At 65.8% G+C, this 20,180-nt stretch carries 24 protein-coding genes, 1 tRNA gene and 1 riboswitch; of the genes, 20 read left to right on the top strand and 5 right to left on the bottom strand.

The genetic code is table 11. The features are described 5' to 3' along the window. The first annotated feature begins 76 nt into the window (after positions 1-76). Entirely contained in the window at positions 77-373 is a 297-nt protein-coding gene (locus WD184_01470) for a hypothetical protein (GenBank protein MEX0825417.1), read from the top strand. A 6-nt stretch (positions 374-379) separates the two neighbouring features. Here the strand turns inward: WD184_01470 and WD184_01465 are convergent, their stop codons facing one another. Next, a complete protein-coding gene (locus WD184_01465; protein MEX0825416.1) occupies positions 380-2,317 on the bottom strand; it encodes a heavy metal translocating P-type ATPase in 1,938 nt (645 codons plus the stop codon). Between the two features lie 202 nt (positions 2,318-2,519). Between WD184_01465 and WD184_01460 the strand changes: the two genes are divergently transcribed. The 12 genes from WD184_01460 to folK all read left to right on the top strand — a co-directional run bounded on the left by WD184_01460 (position 2,520) and on the right by folK (position 11,198). Further along, complete coding sequence (locus WD184_01460) at positions 2,520-2,900, top strand: cytochrome c (GenBank protein MEX0825415.1); 381 nt, start codon at positions 2,520-2,522, stop codon at positions 2,898-2,900. Positions 2,901-3,022: 122 nt separating this feature from the next. Continuing rightward, positions 3,023-3,097 (top strand) — tRNA-Thr (locus WD184_01455). Between the two features lie 56 nt (positions 3,098-3,153). After that, positions 3,154-3,717: a sigma-70 family RNA polymerase sigma factor gene (locus tag WD184_01450; GenBank protein ID MEX0825414.1), complete on the top strand. Its 564-nt coding sequence runs from the start codon at positions 3,154-3,156 to the stop codon at positions 3,715-3,717. Between the two features lie 274 nt (positions 3,718-3,991). Beyond that, on the top strand, positions 3,992-4,186 hold the full coding sequence (locus WD184_01445) for a hypothetical protein (GenBank protein ID MEX0825413.1): 195 nt from the start codon (positions 3,992-3,994) through the stop codon (positions 4,184-4,186). A 55-nt stretch (positions 4,187-4,241) separates the two neighbouring features. Further along, positions 4,242-4,508 carry a hypothetical protein gene (locus WD184_01440; protein ID MEX0825412.1) on the top strand — a complete coding sequence of 89 codons (267 nt, stop codon included), beginning with the start codon at positions 4,242-4,244 and terminating at the stop codon, positions 4,506-4,508. Next, positions 4,505-5,536, top strand: a complete 1,032-nt coding sequence (locus WD184_01435) for a zinc-dependent metalloprotease (protein MEX0825411.1) — start codon at positions 4,505-4,507, stop codon at positions 5,534-5,536. Before WD184_01440 ends, WD184_01435 begins: the two co-directional genes overlap by 4 nt. Beyond that, a complete protein-coding gene (gene tilS, locus WD184_01430; protein MEX0825410.1) occupies positions 5,515-6,786 on the top strand; it encodes a tRNA lysidine(34) synthetase TilS in 1,272 nt (423 codons plus the stop codon). Before WD184_01435 ends, tilS begins: the two co-directional genes overlap by 22 nt. After that, positions 6,783-7,307, top strand: coding sequence for a hypoxanthine phosphoribosyltransferase (hpt, locus tag WD184_01425; protein ID MEX0825409.1), 525 nt, complete (start codon positions 6,783-6,785; stop codon positions 7,305-7,307). The genes tilS and hpt overlap by 4 nt, the downstream gene beginning before the upstream one ends. A gap of 127 nt (positions 7,308-7,434) precedes the next feature. Then, positions 7,435-9,348: an ATP-dependent zinc metalloprotease FtsH gene (gene ftsH, locus WD184_01420; GenBank protein ID MEX0825408.1), complete on the top strand. Its 1,914-nt coding sequence runs from the start codon at positions 7,435-7,437 to the stop codon at positions 9,346-9,348. Continuing rightward, the gene (gene folP / locus WD184_01415) at positions 9,240-10,217 is read left to right on the top strand and encodes a dihydropteroate synthase (GenBank protein ID MEX0825407.1); all 978 of its coding nucleotides are present in this window, start codon (positions 9,240-9,242) and stop codon (positions 10,215-10,217) included. The genes ftsH and folP overlap by 109 nt, the downstream gene beginning before the upstream one ends. A 2-nt stretch (positions 10,218-10,219) precedes the next feature. Continuing rightward, the gene (locus WD184_01410; protein ID MEX0825406.1) at positions 10,220-10,696 is read left to right on the top strand and encodes a hypothetical protein; all 477 of its coding nucleotides are present in this window, start codon (positions 10,220-10,222) and stop codon (positions 10,694-10,696) included. Beyond that, on the top strand, positions 10,656-11,198 hold the full coding sequence (folK, locus tag WD184_01405) for a 2-amino-4-hydroxy-6-hydroxymethyldihydropteridine diphosphokinase (protein MEX0825405.1): 543 nt from the start codon (positions 10,656-10,658) through the stop codon (positions 11,196-11,198). The genes WD184_01410 and folK overlap by 41 nt, the downstream gene beginning before the upstream one ends. 4 nt (positions 11,199-11,202) lie before the next feature. Here folK and WD184_01400 read toward each other — a convergent pair whose 3' ends face one another. Next, a complete protein-coding gene (locus tag WD184_01400) occupies positions 11,203-11,805 on the bottom strand; it encodes a phospholipid scramblase-related protein (protein MEX0825404.1) in 603 nt (200 codons plus the stop codon). A 102-nt stretch (positions 11,806-11,907) separates the two neighbouring features. Here WD184_01400 and WD184_01395 point away from each other — a divergent pair, with 102 nt between their 5' ends. Genes WD184_01395 through lysS form a run of 4 tightly spaced genes read left to right on the top strand, consistent with a single transcriptional unit; the run spans position 11,908 to position 15,952 of the window. After that, positions 11,908-12,720 (top strand): DUF2520 domain-containing protein, encoded by an 813-nt coding sequence (locus WD184_01395; GenBank protein ID MEX0825403.1) that lies wholly within the window; start codon positions 11,908-11,910, stop codon positions 12,718-12,720. Next, positions 12,717-13,595 carry a pantoate--beta-alanine ligase gene (panC, locus tag WD184_01390; protein MEX0825402.1) on the top strand — a complete coding sequence of 293 codons (879 nt, stop codon included), beginning with the start codon at positions 12,717-12,719 and terminating at the stop codon, positions 13,593-13,595. Before WD184_01395 ends, panC begins: the two co-directional genes overlap by 4 nt. Before the next feature lie 10 nt (positions 13,596-13,605). Beyond that, complete coding sequence (locus tag WD184_01385) at positions 13,606-14,373, top strand: type III pantothenate kinase (GenBank protein MEX0825401.1); 768 nt, start codon at positions 13,606-13,608, stop codon at positions 14,371-14,373. 37 nt (positions 14,374-14,410) lie between these two features. Continuing rightward, entirely contained in the window at positions 14,411-15,952 is a 1,542-nt protein-coding gene (gene lysS / locus WD184_01380) for a lysine--tRNA ligase (protein ID MEX0825400.1), read from the top strand. Between the two features lie 6 nt (positions 15,953-15,958). Here the strand turns inward: lysS and WD184_01375 are convergent, their stop codons facing one another. After that, on the bottom strand, positions 15,959-17,068 hold the full coding sequence (locus WD184_01375) for a hypothetical protein (GenBank protein ID MEX0825399.1): 1,110 nt from the start codon (positions 17,066-17,068) through the stop codon (positions 15,959-15,961). An 86-nt stretch (positions 17,069-17,154) separates the two neighbouring features. Next, a riboswitch (Fluoride riboswitch) is annotated at positions 17,155-17,217 on the top strand. Between the two features lie 11 nt (positions 17,218-17,228). Here WD184_01375 and WD184_01370 point away from each other — a divergent pair. From WD184_01370 to WD184_01360, 3 genes are read left to right on the top strand one after another with little or no spacing between them, the layout of a single operon-like run. Next, positions 17,229-17,618 (top strand): CrcB family protein, encoded by a 390-nt coding sequence (locus WD184_01370; protein ID MEX0825398.1) that lies wholly within the window; start codon positions 17,229-17,231, stop codon positions 17,616-17,618. Further along, positions 17,615-17,980 carry a CrcB family protein gene (locus tag WD184_01365; GenBank protein ID MEX0825397.1) on the top strand — a complete coding sequence of 122 codons (366 nt, stop codon included), beginning with the start codon at positions 17,615-17,617 and terminating at the stop codon, positions 17,978-17,980. Before WD184_01370 ends, WD184_01365 begins: the two co-directional genes overlap by 4 nt. A 29-nt stretch (positions 17,981-18,009) precedes the next feature. Further along, complete coding sequence (locus WD184_01360) at positions 18,010-18,621, top strand: hypothetical protein (GenBank protein ID MEX0825396.1); 612 nt, start codon at positions 18,010-18,012, stop codon at positions 18,619-18,621. A 25-nt stretch (positions 18,622-18,646) separates the two neighbouring features. Here WD184_01360 and WD184_01355 read toward each other — a convergent pair whose 3' ends face one another. After that, positions 18,647-19,639: a polyprenyl synthetase family protein gene (locus WD184_01355; GenBank protein ID MEX0825395.1), complete on the bottom strand. Its 993-nt coding sequence runs from the start codon at positions 19,637-19,639 to the stop codon at positions 18,647-18,649. 34 nt (positions 19,640-19,673) lie between these two features. Further along, the gene (locus tag WD184_01350; protein ID MEX0825394.1) at positions 19,674-19,910 is read right to left on the bottom strand and encodes a hypothetical protein; all 237 of its coding nucleotides are present in this window, start codon (positions 19,908-19,910) and stop codon (positions 19,674-19,676) included. Positions 19,911-20,180: the final 270 nt, after the last annotated feature.

The following is a 20,180-nucleotide window of genomic DNA, read 5'->3' as shown; positions in this document are numbered from 1 at the left end:
TCGGCGGAAATACCACGCTCCGCGCGCGGGTGACACCACAATCACACTGTTGTGATTTCCAGGGTGGAGTACCCGGATGCCATTGTTCCGCGAGGTTCGCTCCCGACGGGCGTGGCGGCGAGAGGTCGCTGACCGCCTCGCTGAGCGACTCGATGAGGAGGGAGAGCTGCGTTTCGTCGGCGCACGACCCGACGACCGGCGAGAAATGCTACGGATCGCCGAGTTGCTGCCCGACGACGTGATCGCGGAGCTCTACGAGGACCTCGACTACCCGGGCCTGACCTTCATGGAGCTCAGGTTCGTGCAGCCCCCTGTCCGCTACGACCAGGGCCTCCGGATCGTCTATCCCGATCGGAGCGAACGGGCGGGGTAGGCGGTTCTAGACCTTGGTTCTGCGAAGCATCATCGCATTGACCGCGACGATCACCGTCGAGAGGCTCATGAGCAGCGCTCCTACCGCGGGTGCCAGGACCACGCCGACTGGCGCTCCGACACCCGCAGCGAGAGGAAGGGCCACGACGTTGTAGCCGGTCGCCCAGAACAGGTTCTGCAGCATCTTCCGCCTCGTCACGGCGGAAATCCGGAGCGCACGAGGAATCGCAGCCGGGTCGCTCTCGATCAGGACCACGTCGGCGGACTCGATCGCCACATTTGCTCCTGCCCCGATGGCGATGCCCAGGTCCGCCGTGACGAGGGCGGGGGCATCGTTGATGCCATCGCCCACGAATGCGGTCCGTCCCACGGTCTGCAGCTCGCGAACAATCTCGGCCTTTGCGCCAGGAAGGACCCGGGCGTGGTAGCGCTCGATTCCCAGCTCGGCGGCAACCGTGGCGGCCACCGCAACAGCATCGCCGGTGACCATGATGGGCGTGATCCCCTGGCGACGTAGTTCATCGACGGCGGCCCGCGCCGTCGGCCGGATCCGATCACGGAGGCTGACCACCCCCCTCACTGATGACTCGTCCATCAACACAACGGCTCCCTGTCCTTGCTCGCCCGCCTCGGTGAGCGCTTGGACCATCGCCGGGTCCGTGGCGACACCGAGATCGTCTGCCCATTCGGGACGGCCCACGCGCCAGCGCCGGCCATCGGCCAGGCCGACGACACCCATTCCGGCTACCGCGTTCACCTCGCCGTGGAGTTCGAGTGTCAGGCCGCGCGCCAAGGCGGCTTCTACGATTGCGGCGGCGAGGGGGTGTTCCGAAGCACGCTCCAGGCTGGCTGCGATCCGCAGGACCTCGTCGACTTCCACCCCGTCGGCTGCTGCGACGGCGGCGACTTCGAAGCGGCCCTCGGTGAGGGTGCCGGTCTTGTCGAGCGCCACGAACCGGAGCCGGTGGGCTCGCTCGAACGCGTCCCGATCGCGGATCAGGATTCCTCGTCCCGCAGACATGGCGGTCGCATTCGCCATCACGAGAGGCACGGCGAGGCCAAGAGCGTGGGGGCAGGCGATGACCAGCACTGTGACCGCGCGCGACACCGCAGTGGCGAGCCCGCCCGCACCCCACAGCCACCAGACGACGAAGGTGGGGGTACTGACGGCGATTGCCACCACGACCAGCCAGGATGCGGCGCGGTCCGCGAGGCCCTGATATCGGGTGCGCGATGCCTGGGCATCGTCTACCAGCCGCATCATCTGGCTGAGCGTCGACGCATCACCCGTCCGTTCGACGCGAATCGTCAATGCTCCGTCACCGTTGACTGACCCGCCGACGACCTCGTCGCCGTCCTTCTTGGGGACGGGTCGGGACTCTCCTGTCAGGAACGACTCGTCAACGCTGGAGCGGCCGTCCGTGACGATGCCGTCAACGGGTACGTGCTCGCCGGGCCGGACGAGGATCAGGTCGCCTGTGGCGAGTTCGGCCGGCGGGACGTCGACGACGTCGCCGGCGGATATCCGGTGGGCCACGGCCGGGATCAGCTCAGCAAGATCTTCTAGTGCGCTCCCGGCCCTCTCCACCGACCGCATCTCGATCCAGTGTCCGAGGAGCATGACGACGATGAGGGTGGCGAGTTCCCAGTAGAAGGAGTCGCCGTCGAGTCCGAAGGTGACCGCGAGGCTGTAGCCGTAGGCGACGCTGATCGCCAGGGAGATCAAGGTCATCATCGCGGGCCGCCCGACACGAACCTCCCGCACTGCACCCTTGAGGAAGACCAGTCCGCCGTATGCGAAGAGGATGGAGGCGAGTATCGGCTCGAGAACCGACGAACCCGGGAAGCTCAGAGCCTCGTACCCAAGCCATGCCTGGATGGGGTCACTCAGGTAAAGGATGGGGAGCGTGAGCGCGACGGATACTCCGAGGCGATTTCGGAACATCTCAGGAGAGTGACCTTCATGCCGGTCGTGGTTCGGAGGCCGTTCGGCATCGGTGGTCGCAGCGTGATCGTCGTGCATGGAAGCGGAACCTACCCACCAAGGGGTGGGGTAGGTTGGCGACTTCTCCAGCGACGAGAGGGCGATCATGAGTCCTGCCAGGAAGCGACCGGGATCGCCGAAGCCGAATCGGATTGTCTGGTGGGTGGCCGGCATTCTTGGAGCCGTCCTCATCGTCTTCGTCGCGGTGACGTCTGCACCGCCAGGGACGACCGCATCGACCGATCCGGCCACCGTCGCCGCAGGAGAGCAGCTCTACCTCGACAACTGTGCGGTCTGCCATGGGTCCGACCTGATGGGCACCACCACAGGACCACCGTTTCTGGACGTCATCTACGCCCCCAACCACCATTCGGATGAGGCGTTCCAGCAGGCGGTCGCCGCGGGTGTTGTGCCGCACCACTGGACCTTCGGCGCGATGGCTCCGCTGCCGCATCTCACCCGGGCGGACGTAGCCAAGATCGTCGCCTTCGTGCGGGCGGAACAGCAGGCCGCGGGGATCACGCGAGATCCCAGTCATCCCTGAAGCAGCTTCAGCCACGGCTCCAGCCACAGCAAGATGGTCTCCAAGGCGAGTCGGGGCCTCGCAGCCTCTGGCCGGAGCCGTGGCTGGAGCAGGTGACCGATCGTTTACCATTCCTCGCCGCCGCCGGAGTAGCTCAGGGGTAGAGCAGCTCACTCGTAATGAGCAGGTCCGGGGTTCAAATCCCCGCTCCGGCTCCACCGTCGAATTCGGGGAGCACCGATCCGATGGGAGCCTGCCCGGAAGGGGCCTGCTTATGGCCGACCAGGCCACGTTCGAATCCGATGTGACCGAATTCCTTCCGCAGTTGTATTCCGCTGCGCTGAGAATGACGCGCAATCCGTCCGATGCCGAGGACGTGCTCCAGGAGGCCCTGCTCAAGGCCTACCGGGGGTATCACACGTTCCAGTCCGGCACGAATCTGCGAGCGTGGCTCTATCGGATCCTCACCAATACCTTCATCAACCGGTATCGACAGGCGACCCGACGCCCCACCGAGGTGGAACTCGGCGATCTCGAGGATCTGTACCTGTACCAGCGGATGGGCGAGCCCGGACCCGGCGGAGCAGAGCGCAGCGCCGAGGACGAGGCCCTCGAGTCGATCGTGGACGAGGACATCAAGGCGGCCCTCGAGTCCCTTCCGGAGAACTTCAGGATCCCGGTGCTCCTCGCCGACGTCGAAGGTTTCTCCTACAAGGAGATCGCCGAAATGATGGATACGCCGATCGGCACAGTGATGTCGCGGCTCCATCGGGGAAGAAAGGCGCTGCAAAAGGCGTTGTGGGACTTTGCAGAAGAACGAGGCATCGCCGAACCATGAATTGCAACGAGGCTCACGGCCAGCTGTACACTTTCATCGACGGCGAGACGCACCTCGTCGGCCGAATCCGCATTCGTTTGCACCTGCGACGGTGTCCGCCATGCGGTGAAGGCTTCCGGTTCGAAGAGGCTCTGAAGCTCCGGATACGGCAGTGCTGTAGGGACGAGATGCCGCCGGAACTACCGATGCGGCTCATGACGTTCATCCATGAACATGATTCCGACGGGAGTGTGGGGTAGCCTGCAGGGCTCCGCCCCTCCTTTGGAGGTAAGAAATGTCATCCGAGATCATGAAGGGCAATCGAGTCCAAGGGAAGCTCCGTGCTCCCAAGACGACCGACGGCACCCGTGTCTGTGAGGACGACACCTGTGTGACCCTCCTCTCCCGGTACAACAAGCGGGCGCACTGTTACGCCCACACTCCGACCAGGTTCCCTCGCCTCCGCGGCCGGATCGTCCCGGAGAGCTGAGAGGGCTTCGGCTCGGGCTGCTTCGTGCGGCCCCGGTGCGGGTAATCTCGCGGTCATGACCCGCGCTCGCACGCTGATTCTTCTCCTGCTCCTCTCGTTCGCGTTGGGGGTGCTGCCCGCCTCGGCGCAAGAGGACCCTGCCCCGAGCAACGAACCGGCGGTCGTGGTGGGCGAGGAGCCCGCGCCACCTGCCGAGGATGCCTGGACCTTCCGCTTCCTCGTGCCGACCCTCCTGGTGATTACGGGTGTCGCCATCGCCGGTGTGATTCTGGGGTACGGGGTGAGGGTCAAGGGCCGCTATCGCGTGTCGCAGGAAACGTGATCAACTGGAACGTCGCCGCCCGGGTCGCCGGGCGGATGGCGGGATCGCATCCTCTCGAAGAGTCCTACCACTTCGATCTGCTGGCCCGCCAGGCCCCTCGCCTGGTCGAGGAGGCGTCGCAGCTGGTGGCCGACGAAACCGGACTGGTCTGGTCGGGCACCCCCACCGTGGCGGTGCTCGCCCGATCCGAGTGGGCGACGGCCAACATCGCCTCCTTCGGACGGCTGCTTTCCCATGCCGAAAGGAAGCTCCAACAGGCGCCCGGCGGAGGCCTCGGCCACCGGACGATGTCGCGTCTGCTCGGGGCCGAGGTCGGCGCGCTCGTGGGAGTGCTCGCTCGCCGCGTCCTCGGTCAGTACGAGCTGGTGCTGCCCTCGGGCGACGATGACGCCGGCGACACCGTAATGTTCGTCGGGGCGAATGTCCTTTGGATGGAGCGCCAGTTCGAATTCCGTCCCGACGAGTTCCGGTTCTGGGTGGCCCTGCACGAATGCACCCACCGATTGCAGTTCACCGGCGTCCCGTGGCTTCAGGGCTACTTCTTCGAGTTGGTCAGCGGGCTGGTCGAGTCTTCGAATCCAGAACCGGGGCGCATCCAGCGGATCGCCGGCGAGATGAGGTCTGCTGCTCGAGAGGGGCGGCCGATCGTCGACGAGTCCGGGATCATGGGGATCATCGCTTCCCCGGAGCAACGGCAAGTGATCGACCGCGTCCAGGCCCTCATGTCGCTCCTCGAAGGCCACGGCCACGTGGTGATGGACCGCATCGGCGCCAGGAGGCTTGTCAGCCAGGACCGGATGTCGCGAATGCTCAAGCAGCGTCGTAAGGATCCCCGTACCGCCGCCTTCTTCCGGCTCACCGGCCTCGAGTTGAAGATGAAGCAATACGAGATGGGGGAGCGGTTCATCCTCGATGTCGAGCGCACCGCTGGCTTCTCCGCGCTCGATGCCGTGTGGGAGAGCCCGGACCACCTCCCAACCCTCGCTGAGATCAGGGCACCGAGGCGATGGCTCGAACGGGTGAGTTGACCGCACCTGAACTCGACGCGTTCGTCGCGACGGTGGTGCCTCGCCTCCCCGATTCCCCGGTGGTGGTCGCCCTCAGTGGGGGGGCAGACTCGGCCGCGTTGGCCTTTGCGGTCGTGTCGCGGGGCGGCCCGGCCCGCGCGGTCACCGTCCACCATCACCTCCCGGGTTCCGGGGCGATGGTTCAGGCCGCAACCCGAATCGCGGAACGACTGGGGTTGGCTCATCAGGTGATCGATGTCGCGGGCGGCGAGTCGGAGACCGAGCTGCGCGAACGCAGACTGGCAGCGATCGAGTCGATCTTGCGCGACGGAGAGACCGTGCTCACCGGCCATACCCGTGACGACCAGGCGGAGACGGTGCTCGGCAACCTCCTGCGCGGAACAGGGCTGTCCGGGCTGGCAGGCATCCCGTCGCGTCGCGGCGCGTGGGTGCGTCCCATGCTCGACATCCCGCGAGAGGCTGCCCGCGAGGTCGCCACGCTCGCAGGGCTCGCCTTCGCGGACGATCCGCAGAACGACGACCCCGCGATTCGCCGTAACCGACTGCGGGCCGAGACGATCCCCGCCCTCGCCAGGGACTTCAACCCGGAGCTCCTTGCAGCGTTGGCCCGCACCGGCCGACTAGCGGCAGCCGACGATGCGCTCCTCGATCGACGCGCCGAAGTCGTTCCCCTCAGGTGGGATGAGGGGGCAGTGTTGATCCCGGTTGCCGCCCTCACTGCCCTCCCGGAGCCGATTGCTTCCCGGGTGGTGCGCCACGCGCTGAGGATGATGCTCGACCCGTACCCCGGAACCTCCTCCGATGTCGCCGCCGTACTCGGGGCGGTGGCGGGTCCTGCAGCTTCGGTGTCCGGCGGACTCATTGCCACGCGAGAGGGCGCATATGTGGCGCTTCATCGGGGAGACCAGCATGAGCCACTCGAGCCAGTCGAGCTGGGTGTTCCGGGCGCGACGCTGTTCGGTGGCTGGAGGATCGAGTCGGGGAGGGTGGGGCTGGGCAGGCATGGAGCCATGATCGCCGCCGACGGTCCGTTGGTGGTCCGCGCCGTTCGGCCGGGTGACCGGATCAGCATCCGCGGCGGCACCAAGAAGGTGTCCGACGCCCTCGGGGAGGCCGGCGTGCCGCTCCGTCTTCGAGCCAGGTGGCCGGTTGTCGAGTCGGGTGGAAGAATCGCCTGGCTCGTGTCGATCCGGGCTTCCGACGAACGGCAAGGGGAGGTTGGCATGGCGGCGACGAGGTTGTCGGAATGATGCGGCCCGGCCGCGTATTGGTCGACGAGGAAGCGATTGCGTTGCGGCTCGCCGAAATGGGCCGCCAGATCACTGTCGATTATGAAGGCAAGGATCTGCTGCTGGTGGCAGTGCTCAAGGGCGCATTCATGATGATGGCGGATCTCGCCCGCCACATCCGACTTCCGGTCGACATCGACTTCATGGCCGTGTCCTCGTACGGGGCCGCCACCGAAACGTCCGGCGTCGTGCGGATCCTCAAGGATCTGGAGCAGGAGATCGCCGGCCGCCACGTCCTCATCGTCGAAGACATCATCGATTCGGGTCTCACCCTCGACTATCTCCGCCGCAACCTCGAGGTGCGGCAGCCGGCATCACTGGAGATCGTGGCGTTGCTGATGAAGACCGGACTCCAGCGCGTGCCTATCGAGGTCAGGTACATCGGATTCGAGATACCTCCCGACTTCGTCGTCGGTTACGGGCTCGACCTCGTCGGCAAGATGAGGAACCTTCCGTATGTGGCGGTGATGGAGGAGGAGTAGCGGCAGGCGGCAGCAGCGAGCGGTGTGCAGCACGCTCGCCGCTTCGAGGTGGGCATCAACTTCTAAGGTCCTGGTCCCGATAGCATGGCTTCCCTATCTCCTTCGTCCCGGGACTGGACTTGAGGTCGTGAGCAAAACCGTCCGCACCGTGTTGGTTTACCTGGTGGTCGCCACGGTGGCGATCATGCTGGTCAATACATTCGTGACCTCGGCGACTGCGCCCGAGGAGATCACGCTCGACCAGTTCCAGGCGCAACTCGCCGCCGGTCAGGTCGAATCGGTGACGATCAAGCAGAAGTCGAACGTGATCACCGGGTCTTTCACCGAAGAGGCCGGGGGCGGGCGCTTCGAGTCGATCTTCCCCGACGGCTATGAGGGCGACCTGACCTCCCTGGTGCTGGCGAGCGACGTGACCCTGAGCATCGAGTCCGAGAATCCGGGGATCTTCCAGTGGTTCCTGGCCTTCCTGCCGTATGTCCTGATCTTCGGGGTGTTCATCTTCATCCTGATGCAGATGCAGGGCGGCGGCAATCGGGTCATGTCTTTCGGCAAGGCCAAGGCACGGCAGGTCACCCGCGACATGCCCAAGGTCACTTTCCAGGACGTTGCCGGGGCCGAGGAGGCGGTGGAAGAGCTCTACGAGATCAAGGAGTTCCTTGCCAAGCCGCAGAAGTTCCGGGCGATGGGTGCCAAGATCCCCAAGGGGGTCCTGCTTTACGGCCCTCCGGGCACCGGCAAGACCCTGCTCGCCAGGGCTGTGGCCGGTGAAGCCGGGGTTCCCTTCTTCTCGATCTCGGGTTCCGATTTTGTCGAGATGTTCGTAGGAGTTGGTGCCAGCCGGGTGCGCGACCTCTTCGAACAGGCCAAGGCCCAGGCACCAGCGATCATCTTTGTCGATGAGATCGATGCCGTCGGCCGGCACCGCGGCGCGGGGCTTGGCGGCGGCCATGACGAGCGGGAGCAGACGCTCAACCAGCTGCTGGTGGAGATGGACGGCTTCGACGTGAAGACGGGAGTGATCCTCATCGCGGCCACCAACCGTCCCGACATCCTCGACCCTGCGTTGCTGCGTCCCGGGCGCTTCGACCGCCAAATCGTCGTCGACCGCCCCGACATCAAGGGACGCGAGAAGATTCTCGAGGTCCACGCAAAGGGCAAGCCCCTCGCTCCCGAGGTCGACCTGAAGGTGATTGCCCGCTCCACCCCCGGGTTTACCGGCGCCGACCTGGCGAACACCATCAACGAGGCGGCGCTCCTCTCCGCCCGCCGCGATCGCGATGTCATCGGCCAGGCTGAGCTGGAGGAGGCGATCGATCGCGTCATGGCCGGTCCGGAGCGACGGAGCAAGGTCATGACCGATGACGAGAAGAAGCTCACCGCCTATCACGAGGGTGGCCACGCTCTGGTGGGCCACGCCCTGCCTCATGCCGACCCCGTGCACAAGGTGACGATCATTCCCCGCGGTCGAGCGGGGGGCTATACCCGTTCGCTCCCGCTGCAGGACAAGAGTTATCAGCGCCGTAGCGAACTGGTCGACTCGCTTGCCCAGGCGCTGGGGGGTCGAACTGCTGAAGAAATCGTGTTTGGCGACCCATCGACGGGCGCTTACAACGACATCGAGCAGGCGACGGAGATGGCGCGTTCGATGGTCATGGAGCACGGGATGAGCGACAAGGTGGGACCGATGCGGTACGGCACTCCGAAGGCGCAAGTGTTCCTTGGGCGGGATTACAACCAGTCGGTCGACTACTCCGACGAGGTGGCGGAGATGATCGACTCGGAGATCCGCAAGCTGATCACCCAGGCCCACGACGAGGCCCGGGCGATCCTTCTGTTCCACCGTGACGGGCTCGACAGGATCGCCGAAGCGTTGCTCGAGCGAGAGACTCTCTACGCCGCCGACATCGCCGAGATACTCAGCGACGTTCCGAAGTGGGAGCACGCCGCGAACGGGTCGATGAGGATTCAGGCACCGAAGGGCGAGTTGGCGCGAGGTGGCGTGGCAGCAGCCACCACATCCGATGGAGGCGCAGCCTCCTGATCCTGCGGCGCCAGTTCGAGCCCACCCTTTGGCCGGTCGGACTCGGCAACGTCCTCACCAATGCCGATCACACCCTTGTCATGGGGATCCTCAACGTGACCCCGGACTCGTTCTCAGATGGCGGCCGGTTCCTGGCATTCGACGCCGCCGTGGCGCACGGGTTGAAGATGGCGGAGGAGGGAGCCGACCTGGTCGATGTAGGGGGCGAGTCCACCCGCCCCGGCGCGACGCCGGTCGATTCCGAAGCAGAGGTCGAGCGGGTGGTACCGGTGGTGCGGGCGTTGGCTTCGGCTGGAGTCTTGGTTTCGGTGGATACCTCGAAGGCCGCGGTGGCCGCGCAGGCGATCGAGGCGGGGGCGGTGGTCGTCAACGACGTCACCTCACTGTCCGATCCCGAAATGGCGGGCGTGGTCGCCAGGTCGGGTGCCGGCGTCGTGCTGATGCACATGCTCGGGGACCCCGGAACGATGCAGCAGGACCCGCAGTTCGGCGATGTCGTGACCGAGGTGTCCAACTTCCTGGCGGAACGGGCGCAGTGGGCGATCTCGCAGGGGATCGACCGAGAGCGAATCTGCCTCGACCCGGGCATCGGGTTCGGTAAGACGGTCGCCCACAACCTCGATCTGATCGCCTCGGGGGTAGCGAGCCTGGCCGGTTCAGGGTTCCCGGTGCTGGTCGGGGCCTCCCGCAAGTCGTTCATCGAACGGGTGCTGGGACCCATCCCGGTCGACGAACGCGATGGGGCCTCGGGGGCCGCCCACGTGCTGGCGATAGCGGCCGGAGCCAGCGCCATTCGTGTACACAACGTGGTCGAGGGACTGCGCTCAGCGCGAATAGCCGACGCTATCGTGCGGGGTGAAACCCCATGATCATGACCGGACTCGAACCCCGCGGATTCACGTGGGTGATCGCAAAGCGCCTGGCCGTGTCGGAGCGTATCGGGGGATACGGATTCCAGCATCGCCGCGTCCGCCGCGAAGAGGAGATCGCCTGGCTCAAGCACGCGGGCATCAAGGCGGTTCTTTCCCTGCTCGAGGGCAATCAGAACCTCGCCGCCTATCACGCCGCCGGCATTGACGGCGTCAATGAGCCGCTCGTCGAATTGGAACCGGATGCGGTCCGCAGGGTGTTCCGGGCCATGACCGAACTGACCTCGAAGCGCAACTCGGTGCTACTGGTCCATCGCGACCTGGTCGATGACACCGTCGCCGGGGTGCTCGCAGGTTTCCTGATCCACTCGGGGCGCGTGAAGGATCCGATCATGGCGACGGCGCTGGTACAGGAGATCCTAAAGCGCCCCCTGGGCCCTGAGGCTCGCGCGATCATCCCCCTCTCCACGGGATCCTGAGACGCGCGTCGCCATCGGGCTTGGCTCGAATCTCGGAGACCGATCGGGCAATCTGGCTGCGGCCGTCGATTCCCTGGGTGAACACGGCGAAGTGCTCGGCGTCTCGTCGGTCTGGGAGACGGCACCGGTCGGCGGTCCGCCTCAGGACGACTACCTGAACGCGGTGGCAGTGATTCACACCGTACTCGGTCCCCGGCCCCTGCTCGAAGCCTGTCTGGAAATCGAACGCGCCGTCGGCCGGGAGCGTCGCGAGCGGTGGGGTCCGCGCTTGCTCGACCTCGACCTACTGCTCTATTCGGATGCCGTCATCGACGCGCCCGGGTTGCGAATCCCTCACCCCCGGATGACCGAGCGGCGGTTCGTGCTCGCTCCGCTCGTCGAGATCTGGCCGCTGGCTGAGGTTCCCGGCCACGGTGTCGCCGACGACCTGCTCGGCGCAGTGGACGGTCAGGAGGCTCGGACCGTCGGACGGTTCCCCTCCTCTCAAGGCCCGGCGGAGTAGACCCTCAGTTGAGTCCTCGGGAGTCCTGCTTGAGGGCGGTGTCGACACCGACCGCCGCTGCAAAAGCGAGCAGGCGCAGCGGCCCGGTGAGCGACGGTGAGACCTCCAGCAAGTAGTTGTCGGCGGTGGTGAAGATTGTCTTCGCGAAGCCTTCCCACGTCTTCGTGATGCGGCCCACCTCTGCCTCGAACTGGTCGACGATGGCAAAGTTCCACGCCCGCCAGTTCTCGGCCCGGATCTCGCCGAGTTTCTCATCGGTGCTGCCGTGGAGCCCGAATCGGATCTTGCCGAATACGTTCTGTTGGCGGATCGTTCCGGCGAGGTGCCCCGCCCCGTCGTACACCTCCACTGTCGACTTGACGATCTTGCGGGGGCGCACGATCTCGAGCACCTTTGACCCGTCGCTGTCATAGGCGGCCAACTTGTGGGTCATGAATTGGTCCACAGAGGACACGAAGCGCGCCAGCTTCTTCAGGGTGGTCTGCCCCTCCTGGCGAATCACCCCGATCTCGGTGCCCTCGGGATCCCTGATGAGGTACTCGTTGGTGAGTTCGATGAGCTTCGGCTTCTGATTGATGACGATTCGCGGGTGGTCGAGGAGGTTCATGTCGTACGACGGTAGTGACTCCGGCGAGCACCGAATGGGCGGGCGCGGCGGGCTCGCGTAGAATGAGCCGCGTCGTCTGGTACCCGGAGAGGACTGGAACGCATGGACCTCATCCTTGTCGGCCCCGGCCGGGCCGGCCTCTCGCTTTCGCTGGCGGCACTAGAGGCAGGTCATCGCGTCGTGGGTGTTCTCGCTCGCGAGCCGGCCGAGGCTCGGGCCGCCGCCGACCGGCTCGGCACCGAGCCATTGTCGTGGGATGCCAACCTGGTGCGAGCCGACCTACTGGTGGTGGCCGTTCGGGACGACGCGATCGAGGCGGTGGCCGATCGCCTCGCCCACCGCGCCGCCGCGGTCGAAGGCGCGGTGCACTTGTCCGGGCTCAAGTCGGCGGGCGCCCTCGATGCGATCGCAGGCCCTCCGGTCGGATCGTTCCACCCACTGCAGACACTGCCCACTCCCGAGGCCGGAGCAGCCCGCTTGGCGGGGGCATGGATCGCGGTCACCTGCAATGACGATCTGCTCTCAGACCGGCTGTTCTCCTTCGCTGCCTCGCTCGGGGCGAAGCCATTCGAATTGGACGACGCAGCCAAGCCGCTGTACCACGCCGCCGCCGCAGCGGCGGCGAACTTCACGCTGGCGGCGCTCGCCATGTCGCGGCAGTTGTTCGAGGCGGCGGGAGTCGACTTTGCGGCAGCCGAACCCCTGGTGAGGGGCGTCGTCGACAACGCCCTCGCGATGGGTCCCGAGCAGGCCCTCACCGGACCGGCTGCCCGCGGCGATGTCGGCACCGTTCGCGCCCAGCTGGCCGCGGTGCGGGCGTTCTTCCCGGAACTCGCTGAGGACTTTGCCGCCATGGTGAGAGCGACGGCCCGGGTCGCCGGCACCGAAGCCCAAATCCGACAGGCTCTGGAATGAGGATCGTCGACTCGTTTGCCGAGGTGCGGGCGATTGGGGGAGGCGCTGCCCTGGTCCCGACGATGGGCTACCTCCACGAGGGGCATTTTGCATGTGTGGAGGCGGCGCAGCGAAGCTCGGACCTGGTGGTGATGAGCCTGTTCGTGAACCCGCTGCAATTCAACAGCGCCTCGGATCTCGACCGGTATCCGCGTGCGCTCGAGCGCGATTCCGCTCTTGCCGAGTTGGCGGGGGTCGATGTGTTGTTCGCACCGGACGTCACGGAGATATACCCGCACCATCCCGTGACCCGGGTTCATGTCGCCGGCGTGTCGGAGGGGATGGAGGGCCTACACCGCCCCGGCCATTTTGAGGGCGTGGCCACGGTGGTCGCAAAGCTGTTCGCCGGCATCGCCCCGGGAGCAGCCTGCTTCGGCCACAAGGACGCCCAGCAACTCGCCGTGGTGAGGACCATGGCTCGAGACCTGTCGTTCCCGGTCGAGATAGTCGGCGTGCCCACGGTCCGCGAAACCGACGGTTTGGCGTTGTCCAGCCGCAATGTGCTGATCACCGATCGCGAGGCAGCCCGCGGACTCTCGATCGGACTCTTCGCGGCTGCCGAGGCGGTGGCGGCCGGTGAGCGTTCGGCGGCGGCGCTGGAAGGAATCGTCGCCGGGGTCGCCGCCGACACCGGAGCAGGTATCCAGTACGTCACGCTCGCCGACCGCGCCTCGGCCGCGCCGATCGAGCACCTCGACCGACCGGCATTCTTGGCTGTAGCCGCCACCGTCGGCGACGTGCGACTCATCGACAACGTGTTCCTCGATCCAGACGGCGGCGCCGACCTCGGCACCCGCCTGGACCGGCCATCGATCCTCTACGAGACTCAGGCCTGAAAGGCGGCGCATGCTCATAGCCATCGATGTCGGCAACACCCAGACCGTCATGGGCCTCTTCCAGGGTGAGGATCTGGTGGATTCCTGGAGGCTGTCGACCGTGCGCGAACGCACAGCAGACGAGTACCGCTTGTACTTCGCCGGTCTTCTGCGCCAGGACGGTTATCGCCTTGAGGACGTCCACGGCGTCGCCCTATCGAGTGTGGTCCCCACCGCCAAGGCAGCTCTCATGCAGGTAGCCGCTGAGATGATCGACGGGCCGCTGGTCGTCATCGGTCCGGGAATCAAGACGGGCATGCCGATCAACATCGACAACCCGCGTGAAGTCGGCGCCGACCGGGTGGTCAACTCGGTCGCCGCCAAGCACAAGTACGGCACTCCGGTGATCTCCGTCGACTTTGGGACATCAACCAACATGGACGTTGTCGACAGTTCGGGGGCATATGTGGGCGGGGCGATCGCTCCCGGGCTGGAGGTGTCGTTGGACGCGTTGATCAGCGCGACTGCGGCGCTGCGTCGAGTGGATCTGACCGCTCCGCGGGCGGCGATCGGCCGTAACACCGTGGAAGCCATCCAGAGCGGTCTGCTCTACGGCCATGCTGGCCTGGTGGACGGGATCGTCGACCGGCTTGCAGCCGAGATCGACGGCTCTCCGGCCATCGTTGCCACCGGGGGCCTGGCCTCTACCATCGTGCCCCATTGCCGTTCGGTATCGATCGTCGACGCCAACCTCACACTGGACGGTTTACGCATGGTCTACGAGATGAATCAGGAATGAGCCTCCAGCCTCCAGCCTCCAGCCTCCAGCAGGAGCGATGTCCGCTGCCCCTGCCGATAGCCAATGGCCAAATGCGGTCGAGCGCATCGGGGCCCTCTTGACCGACGAAGGGCTCGACGAGCACGTTCTGACCGCGGCGCGGCTTGCCAAAGTCGAAGCAATTCGCACGGCGGGGGATGAGCCATATCCGTTCAGGTTCGAGCGCACGGCCACGGCCGCCGAATTGCATGCCGCCCACGACGGTCTTCCGGCCGGTACTGATACGGGGCTTCATGTCTCCGTCGCAGGCCGATTGATGAACTCCCGCGATATCGGGGCATTGGTGTTCGGAGTGCTCCAGGACCACACCGGCCAGATCCAGCTGTTCGTCGAAGCCGATCGGCTCGGCGACCGGTTTGTCGCTTTCGGCGATCTCGATTCCGGAGACTGGGTGGGCGCGGAGGGAGAAGTGGTCACCACGAAGAGAGGCGAGCTGAGTGTCCGGGTGGAGTCGTTCACTCTCCTCGCCAAGGGATTGCGCCCTCTGCCGGAGAAGTGGCACGGGCTCACCGACGTCGAGAAGCGCCACCGGTATCGGTACGTCGACTTGATCGTCAACGCAGATGCCCGGGAGGTGATGCGTCGCCGTGTCGAAACCATCCAGTCGATTCGAGAGTCTCTGCTTGCCCGGGGATACCTCGAGGTGGAGACGCCCGTGCTGCACCACGTGCCGTCGGGCGGGCTGGCCACGCCGTTCGTCACCCATCACGACGCCCTGGGGCTGGACATGTTCCTGCGGATCGCTCTCGAGCTACACCTCAAGCGATTGATCGTCGGTGGGGCCGATCGGGTGTTCGAGATCGGTCGCGTGTTCCGCAACGAAGGGGTTTCCCCCCGCCACAACCCCGAGTTCACGATGCTCGAGCTCTACGAGGCCCTCGCCGACTACAACGACATGGCGACCCTTACCGAGGCTCTCGTGGTCGAGGCCGCCGAGAAAGTGCTGGGGACCACCGAGATCACGTTCGACGGTCGGTCGATGTCCCTTGCCGCCCCGTGGAGGCGGATCGACTACGTGGGGTCGGTGTCCGATGCCACAGGCAAGGACTGGGATCCGGTGATGCCTGTGGCGGATGCCAGGAAGCAGGCGATCGCCGCCGGGGTGCAGTCCGAGGGCTCATGGGGAACTGGCCGGATCATCGCCGAGGTGTTCGAGTCGGTGGTGGAGGATTCGCTGTGGGATCCGACTTTCGTGCTCGACTTCCCGGAGGAGATTTCGCCTCTCGCCCGCAAACATCGTTCCCGTCCCGGGCTGACGGAACGGTTCGAGGTCATCGTTGCCGGCAACGAATTGGCAAATGCCTTCTCAGAGTTGAACGACCCGGTGGAGCAACGGCGTCGGTTCGAAACTCAGGCCGCCGCCCGCGCCGCCGGAGACCACGAGGCCCACCCGATGGACGAGGACTTCCTGCGCGCACTCGAGTACGGGATGCCTCCGACCGGTGGCATGGGCATGGGCATCGACCGACTGGTGATGCTTCTCTCGGACAAGCCGTCGATCCGCGAGGTCGTGTTGTTCCCCCACATGCGCCCCGAATAGGGCGTCCTAGGGAGGTCCATTGGCGAGTGCGCTGGGGATCTCGGCCACCTGAGTCATCGGTCGACGGAGTCGTCTCGCCCGCCGATCGGCGAGGGACTTCTTCTGATGGCATCCCCAACATCTGTGCTTGCTGTTCCTCATCGAGATCGGTCCGCCGGCCGAATGGGGCACTTGATGGTCCAACTCGATCCAGAATCGATTGCCGCAGTCGACGCACTTGACGCCGTCGAAGGCGGGCGGGTCACCGAGATTGAGGGCGGTGCGGATCGCAGCAGGGACCGCGCGCCCCCAACGCTTGATCTGGCGAAGGTCGGTTCCATCGAAGAACACCCCGGATAGGAAGGCGTCGGCGCCGATCCGCCTGGCGACCTCCGGGTCGAGCGGCCCGTTGCCGGGGATCTTGCAGATCTCGTCGTCCTCGACATGGGTCCACCCGCGTTCGGCGACGGGGTAGGAGACGAGCACCACCATCTCGGTGCGGCCGGAGGAGGTGCCACCGTCGGAAAGCAACTCGGGCAACGCGTCGGCGAGGTACCGGTCGAACGGCTCGCCGCGATTGCCGGCGCGGGCGAGGCGACGGGCCTCGGCCTCGAGTCGGTTGACGATCGGGGTCCCGATGTGCGGTTCGAGTTCGCCCTCGATGTGGATCATCCCCAGGTCGGTGACGCGATGATGTAGATACCGAGCCTCGCGCTGACGCGCTTCGAGGCCAGGCCCTTTCAGCGCCTCGAGTCGGATCTTGCGCGCCTCTTCCTTGAGAACATGGAACCTGGAGCGACGAGCGATGTCGACCAGAAGCCCGGCGGACCCGGGGGCGACTGCTTCGGTCTTGGCGATTTCCTGAGCCTGCTCGAACGACACTTCGGCGCGGCGCAGCGCCTCATCGAGCACCGGGGTCTTCGCCAGCTGCCGCGAGGTGTCGAGCGCCTTCCGAGCCCTGCCTACCGAGGTTCCGCTGACTCGTGCCAGCTCGTTGGCATCCCCGACCCGATCGGCCAGTGAGACCTCGCCAAAGGCACCCAGCTTCACCACCCGGGCATACTTCGCCTGCAGCGACCGAGCAGCGTGAAGTGCGTACGAGTCGCCGTCAGCTCGTTGTTCACCTTCTCGAGGCACTCGATGGCCCGATCTATCAGCCGATCGGCTTGGTTCCATTCCATTCATAGATGATGCCAACTAGGTGTGACACAAAGGCCTACCATCGCGGCTCCGGCGATGGAGCTCGCCGTTGAGCGCCCCAATGGGCTGATGGCTCCTACTGACAGGAGAGGAGCCCATGCAGCCCGTCGCCACTGCACCCCGACACCACCTCGCACTCCTCGTCATCGCCGGCGGCATGGTGGGGTCGGCGCTGCGGATCGGAGTGGTGGAACTGATCCCCGCCAACGCGTTCCCCTGGGCCACCCTCGCCGTCAATCTCACCGGTTCGCTGTTCGTCGGTTGGGCCCTTCCCGGTCTGCAGGCCAGGAGTCGGGGGCAGCGACGGGTGGCGTTCGTCGGCATCGGAGTCGCCGCCGCTTACACCACCTTCGCCACATTCGTAGGAGACGCCGTCCTCCTGGTCGAGGCCGAGCGCTGGTCGGCAGCCGCCGGGTACGCCGTGCTCTCGGTGGTGGGAGGCGCCGCGGGAACCGTCCTCGGGTACCTCCTCGGGAGGCGCCCGTGACCGTGCTCGCCGTGATCGCTGCCGGAGGACTTGGCGCAGGGCTCCGCTTCATCATGGGTGCGACGATCCAGCGGCGTCTCGCAACGGAGCTCCCGTGGCCCACCGCCATCGTGAATACCCTCGGCAGCCTCGCTCTCGGAGTCATCCTCGGAACCGGCAGCCATGGTGCCGCGGTCGACGTCACCACCGGGTTGATCGCCGGGTTCACCACATTCAGCACCTGGATGATCGAGGCCGTGTACCTGTGGGAGGAGGGCCGCGGAGGCCGACACCGGGCAGTCATCGCCCTACTTGGCCCGACCACGGTCGGTCTGCTTGCCGCGGCTGTCGGATTTGGCTTCGGGAGTCTTCTCGCGCGGTGAGAACTCCCGCGTGGTGGGACAATCCCGCGATGGGACTGGCCAAGCAGGTAAGGGAAGACCTCCTGGTAGCGGTGATCGGGTTCCTCGTCGTCTTCTCGGCCGTATACACAATCGGCAGACACTTCATCCCCTCGGACGAATTGGTGTCCGCACTCGCCGCGGCCGACCAGGACGATGGGGGTTTGCTGCTCGACTTGCACCTCGACCTGGTCGAGGGCGGTTACTCGACCACGTCTGGCTCCCAGGGTGCCGCGGTGGCGCAGGTATCTGGAGTCGTCGAGGATCGTCTCGTCCTCGATGTCAGCGGGTATTCGGCCAGTCCTTCCGAGGATGGCGATTCGATCAATGTCTCGGCCACATTCAGCGGAGACCAGGGTCTCCTTCAACTGTCTGCGGTAGGAGCCGTCGTCGGGGTGCCGACATCGGAGCGGGTGAGTGCGACCCTCACCATCGATGGGAAGACGTTTTTCGGTAATGACGGAGCATGTGTTTTGGAACTTGCCCAATTCGAGGCGGACCCTGATGCCCCACGAGGTTGGGAGTGGGCCGGCCATGTCACCTGCACCGACGTACCCGAGATCCGCTCGGACGGAACCGCCTCGTTCACCGTGGTCTTCGAGGTCTGGCCGGTCCGGTTCTAACGGACCCTCGGCCGGCGGATCGTCGCTAGGACCCCCGCGCCGCCTCCACCCGCTGTACCAGGTATTCGCCCAGTGTCCGCAACACCTTGGTGACATCGCTGTCGGGCAGCGTCGCGATCGCCTCCTCGGCGGCGGCGATGTGGCCCATGGTCTCGTCGAGCACTCGATCGAGGTGCCCCCCATCGCGAACGAGGTGGATCACCTCCTCGACCGCTTCTTCGGCATAGGGCTTGCCTCCACCCAATAGCCCCCGCAGCCGATCCCCGTCCGCACCCCGCAACGCGTAGATGACCGGCAGGGTGAAGGTACCTTCGTGGATGTCAGAGCCAGCGGGCTTGCCGAGGAAGTCTTCGGTGGCGAGCAGGTCGAGCACGTCGTCGGTCAGCTGGAACACCAATCCCACTTCGTGGCCCCACCGGGTGGCCGCATCGATCTGCGCCCGATCGGCGCCTCCCGCCATCGCCCCCAACCGCGCCGAGGTGCGGATCAGGCTCGCCGTCTTGTTCTCGATCACCCGGTAGTAGTCCTCGGGGCCGTGGTCGAGGTCGTTGCCGAGCTGTAGCTCCAGCACCTGCCCCTCGCAGAGGTTGGCGTAGGTGCGAGCGAGCAGAGCCACCGCTTCGGTCCCCAGCGGCGCCGCCACTTCGGATGCCCGGGCCAGCAGGAAGTCGCCGGCGAGGATGGCAATGGTGTTCGACCAGTTGGTGTTCACCGAGGTCTGCCCGCGTCGGCTGCCGGCCTCGTCGATCACATCGTCGTGATAGAGGCTGCCGAGGTGAATCAATTCGACCGATACCCCCGCCTCCACGGGATCGGTCCCGTCGGCGCCACCGATCTCGGCGGCGACCTGGGCGAGCATCGGCCGATAGCGCTTGCCGCCACCGAGGAGATGCTGGGCGATCTCGGTTACGAAAGTGTTCTCGGAGGTCGAAACCTCATAGAGGCGGCGCTCTACCTCCTCGAGGCGCGCCCACACCCGATCGATGGGTACCAGGTCCCGGAGGACGGGGAGTTCCATTGCGGCATAGTACGCGGACTCGGGTTTGGAACGGTCAGCCCACGAGGACCAGCGGTCCCGGCCTGAGGGGGTGGGGGACCACCGTCATCGGATGGCGGTACACCCCGGTGAGCAGGTCGGAGGTGAGGACCTCAGACGGCGGACCATCAGCCACCACCGTCCCCTGTGAGAGGACGACTGTGCGGTCCGAGTACTTGGCCGCAAGATTCAGGTCATGGAGGACGGCGATGACGATCGTGTCATCGCGCGACTGCCGCCGGATCAACTCCATCGACAAGGCGTCGGCCTCCTGTGACTGGCGATCAGCGAGTGGCGAGACGCGTTCGAGGCTTCCGACGCGTTCGGTCGAATTGCGGATTGCGAATTGCCGGAGGCAGCCGAAGGCTGCCGGCCTACAGCCCGGGAACGAAATGACCGAAACCCTTGTTACATGCCTGGCATCCGCAATGGCTCATCCCTGTTGATGAGGCTCGCCGGTATAGTCACTGGGGCGCCTTGGGTTTGCACCTGGAGCGCCATCGTCGTCTAAGGAGACGGGACC

This window comes from Acidimicrobiia bacterium (assembly GCA_040878325.1).
Lineage (GTDB): Bacteria > Actinomycetota > Acidimicrobiia > Spongiisociales > UBA11373 > JAUYIV01.
Note: the sequence above shows the minus strand (reverse complement) of the source record. Positions and strands in the feature narration are given on the sequence as shown.